At 38.5% G+C, this 4,631-nt stretch carries 2 protein-coding genes and 1 pseudogene; 1 reads left to right on the forward strand and 2 read right to left on the reverse strand.

Annotated elements, in window-relative coordinates:
* Positions 1-753 precede the first annotated feature (753 nt).
* Positions 754-2,427 carry a phosphomethylpyrimidine synthase ThiC gene (gene thiC, locus KPX09_RS04465; RefSeq protein WP_249549179.1) on the reverse strand — a complete coding sequence of 558 codons (1,674 nt, stop codon included), beginning with the start codon at positions 2,425-2,427 and terminating at the stop codon, positions 754-756.
* Positions 2,428-2,916: 489 nt separating this feature from the next.
* On the opposite strand from thiC, the pseudogene KPX09_RS04470 reads away from it, so the two are divergent.
* Positions 2,917-3,045 (forward strand): annotated as a pseudogene (locus KPX09_RS04470) (50S ribosomal protein L19); the annotation flags it as partial.
* A gap of 798 nt (positions 3,046-3,843) precedes the next feature.
* On the opposite strand, the gene KPX09_RS04475 reads toward KPX09_RS04470, so the two are convergent.
* Positions 3,844-4,257 (reverse strand): hypothetical protein, encoded by a 414-nt coding sequence (locus tag KPX09_RS04475; RefSeq protein WP_249549180.1) that lies wholly within the window; start codon positions 4,255-4,257, stop codon positions 3,844-3,846.
* Between the last annotated feature and the right edge of the window lie 374 nt (positions 4,258-4,631).

A 4,631-nucleotide genomic window follows, 5' to 3' on the forward strand; every position in this document is an offset into this window, starting at 1 on the left:
TAACAAATCGAGTTAAAGGATGTGAGCATTCTTTAAAAATATGTCATGACCTATACTGAAAAAAAAAGCGTAATATGCACAGACCCTGATGTAGGGTTTAAATAATATAAAGTCAAAAGAACTTTATATAGTAATGATCTCTCGATATAGTTCTTTAAACTGTGATAATAAACTGCAATACGATCGCCTTGTAAAGCGCAGCTACTACACTTACGTTTCTCGAGACTAATATCCCCATAGCACAAAACGCACTAATCTGCCGCTAAAGTCAACACACCCACGAGCTCGATACATGCGAAGGTTCCGTCAGCATCAGTGAGAAATTATTACATCAGAAATTGCCCGTTCCTATACGAAGCAATGCCGAGCAAAACATTATTATAATGCACCTAAGGCTCTCTAAAGACTCCACCTTGCATCGCTACCCCACAAAGCTCTACGTTGTGTTGCAACAATACCTACTCAGCAGGCCTTACCGTTCGTGTAGACCCAACCCACAAAACTAGTGAATCTCATACACCTGCGATAATCATATTACTCACTTGCATTTTTATAGCAATGGGATACAAAAACCATTTTCTACTGGAAAAAACATCCACTCGCTCCTTGTCTATAGATAATGTAGGTAAAACATCACACTACATAGTGTTTTTTCTACTGTCTTTCTTACTAGTCTCCTAATTACACTTTCATAGCTGCAGACACGTGCTGCGGCATATGGACAAAAAATTGCTATACTTACGGAATAATACGTCAGTCATTGAGAGCCTTGCTAAGTTTCATGGAACAAAATTTTGGCCCGCACATGGAACAAAAATGTGCTGTTTTTCCGCCCTTTCCAGGTAAAGATTCATCGTGCAGCTTCTTAGCAGTTGCGGGATCTATAGACAAGTTGAACTGGTCCTCCCACCTAAAATCATACCTTGCTTGGCTGAGAGCATAATCACGAGCAAACGAGGCAGGATTACCTTTTGCAAGGTCAGCAGCATGAGCAGCGATTTTGTAAGATATTACACCCGCTTTTACGTCTTCTGCATTTGGTAACCCGAGATGCTCTTTAGGTGTTACGTAGCACAACATCGCAGTTCCATACCAACCTATCATAGCAGCACCAATGGCGCTAGTTATGTGGTCATAGCCAGGAGCTATATCCGTAGTTAGAGGGCCTAGTGTATAAAATGGCGCCTCATCACAAAAATCAAGTTGCTTTTTTACATTTTCTTCAATCAAATGCATAGGTACGTGGCCAGGACCTTCTACTATAACTTGACAATCATGCGCACGCGCTATTTTGACCAATTCTCCCAAAGTGCGAAGCTCTAAAAACTGTGCTATGTCATTTGCGTCGTTGATCGACCCGGGTCTAAGACCATCTCCCAAAGAGAATGTTACGTCGTAACTACGCATGATTTCACAAATCTCTTCAAAATTCTCGTACAAGAAGTTCTCTTTGTTGTGTAGTAAGCACCACTGCGCCATTATCGCACCACCACGCGATACAATTCCTGTAGTGCGTGAACGGGTATGCTCAATGTAGCTCTTCAACACACCCGCGTGTATGGTGAAGTAATCCACTCCCTGCTCAGCCTGCTCTATTATTGTTTCTTTAAACACTTCAAAGCTTAAATCCCCAATTATGCCATTAACTTTGTTCAGAGCTTGATATATGGGCACAGTACCTATAGGCACTGGGCTATTGCGCACTATCAATTCCCGTATGTTGTGAATATCATGACCAGTAGACAGATCCATTACTGTATCAGCTCCATACGTAACGGCTAGAACCATCTTTTTCACTTCATCTTCGATATTTGAAAGTACAGCAGAATTTCCTATATTAGCATTTATTTTCACGAAGAAGTTTCTACCTATAATCATAGGCTCGGATTCCGGATGATTTATATTTGATGGTATGACAGCTCTTCCGCATGCTATCTCTTCTCGCACAAACTCAGGTGTTATTTTACGTCGCTTAGGTAATAACAGACCAGACATAGCCTCTGCCTGTTCATGTAAAGCGTTCTCCCGAACGGCTACATATTCCATCTCCGGCGTTATAATACCATTTTTAGCATAAAAGAGTTGAGTTACTGGAACACCTCCAGCTATTCCTTTCAATATTACTCTGTCAACTCCAGAAAGAGCCTTTGTACTTCGACTATCAGAAATAGTCCTAGCCTTGCGTATAGGGTAGGTATCATTCCTGCGAGCTATCCAATCTTGCCTTAATTTATTAGATATTCCTTCAGTTATGTTGATCTTAATAGCACAATCAGTATAAGGACCAGCAGTATCGTAAAGAAGGAAAGGTAGTGAAGAATTTCTAATATTGATTTGGCGCATTCCGACCTTAACATTCGGATATAAAGTGCAATTAATGTATATTTTATTAGATGATGGGTAAATTTCAGAAATATTCATGTGCATTATGATGAAAAATATTCCCGATTAGCATACATTTATGGAGTACATTACACAACATTAAAGCATGTAACGCGCACTAAAGCTTAATGGAAAACGCTAATAGTTGCTTTTTGGGAGAGGGAAGAGTCTATAGTATGGTTATGTTATCATCTCTATTTATCGCTATATAGCGTAGCATCTATATGCTGAAGAAAATGTTATTCTCATAGATTATTAGGTTATATTCTTAAGGGGAGAAAAAACAGCTCTTTACTAACATATAGAATCTTCCTAGTCATGCATTATGACGATCCCCATTGGATGGCAGGGTTTTAAAATCACATTTCTCATATATTTTAGCCGTTTGAGCTTTTTTCTATAAAGCAATATAAGGTAAAAATTTCAATTGCTTCATTAATTGAAGAAATTGGAAACAGAATTTTCATTGCTATAAGAAGGTAGCAGCAGCATTATGTCTCCTTTAATGCTATTTTTGTGTATAATGAACTCACATTTGAGGGAGTGTGCATAAAGAATAGGAGAGGGTTACATTCTTCTTTTACCCTGCGTAAGATTAGTCACAATGAGAGTATACAACTGCAAGTGTTTACGCATTCTCCAAACTTGAAAAGTGTAGAGCTTGGCTCCCAGAACGTAGTTGCGTGATCAATGGAAAACCTCCTTGACCATCATAATACGCTAACTCACAGACAGACTAGGAGTTAAGCTCTGCTACAAAAATTCACGCGAGTGACATAGGTACGTAAAAGCCACAGAGGTGTTCGCAGATGAGTACATTTATGAAAAACGTATTACCAAGCTTAATGCCAAAGAGTGATATATAACTATGGCTTATCTCTAATTTCTTCATAATACCCCGTCAATATACCAGCACACTGGACTATTCTTTTGACAGGTACTTCTGATGATTACATAAAGTTAGCTCCTCTCACTCAAGCACACACACTATCTCATAGAATTCAGTTCTTGCATACGTTATTACTTTTATATGGCGTGATTGCACATAAACGTGCGGCAAATATGCACGGCATAAATATACCATAACATACCTAGTTTAAAAACGTAGCAGGAGATATGTATAGCTTCGCGTTATGCATATATGTAGCAGCATGCTGAGATATTACAACAACTCTCAAAACAATAGAGCCATTATAGTTATTTGTGCACAAATGACATATTTTTTAAATATACTGTATTCTTCAATTGTGCACAGGTTTCGCTCAAGCTTTTAGATTACTCGTGAAATCTCCATAGTAAGCAGTGATATGCTCTATCAGCTAACATCTTATATTACGGAAAGACAGCTCTCAGCTTCACATACCTTGTTATTGAGCCAACTTCCGCCACTGCACAACAACAGCATACAACAATAACAACAATCATCATCGTATAGTAGGCCATAATGCTCACTTGACGATACTAGCTTGCTGCACCAAAAACCCTTTCAACCTTTCGCCATATTCCATCATGTATTCCAGTGATACTTGTTTTTGACTTCAAGACTTTATGCAAACTTCTAGTAGGAGTGTGTAGGCGCACGACAGTTTCAACATTATCATCGGCATCGAATGCAACTTTCAATACGTCACAACTGTATTCACGGAATATAGAAGCCGCAACCTTTTGTAACATACAAGACGGATATATCCAATTATTATCCTCTTCAAGCACTGGATAGCCTAAAACATTGATAATTTCTGTCTTGGAAGCGCCCTCTTTCACGTTATCCCAGCGCTTTATATTTGTTGACGGATATCCATTATACTGAACATGAGACAAACACCCAGTTAATGTGCAAAGAGCACAGCATATAGATAAAAACCTTAACAGCATAACAGACCTACGCAACATAGCGATAAAGGATAGCATACCAATTTTGGCTGTCAATGACTATACTGGCTATACTAAGCTCAGCAAAGCAGTATAGGAGAGACATATAAAATATGGAAAAAAAGCAGAAAATGCCATGCGTATAAAGACGGCATACTACGAGAAGTTTGAATATCACTGCATAATGCTCTAAGTCTTAATGTATAACATTAATTTCGAGGTGTAACATCATAGCTTTATACGAAAAATTAACCACACTATAAGAAATAGATACGTTTTCTCAGCTTCTTGAATGACAAATTGTAGATAAGGTGAGTTGCTTCGCTGTTATCAACATCCAACCGTAGAATATGCCTCTTTCTACTATATCCTGCTTA

The sequence above is a fragment of the Anaplasma phagocytophilum genome, assembly GCF_023476575.1.
In the GTDB taxonomy this organism is placed as follows: domain Bacteria; phylum Pseudomonadota; class Alphaproteobacteria; order Rickettsiales; family Anaplasmataceae; genus Anaplasma; species Anaplasma phagocytophilum_A.

Bases quoted from the DNA above. Each gene is read 5' to 3' on its own strand.
- thiC (WP_249549179.1), bottom strand. From the start codon at position 2,427: ATGCACATGAATATTTCTGAAATTTACCCATCATCTAATAAAATATAC.
- KPX09_RS04475 (WP_249549180.1), bottom strand. From the start codon at position 4,257: ATGCTGTTAAGGTTTTTATCTATATGCTGTGCTCTTTGCACATTAACT.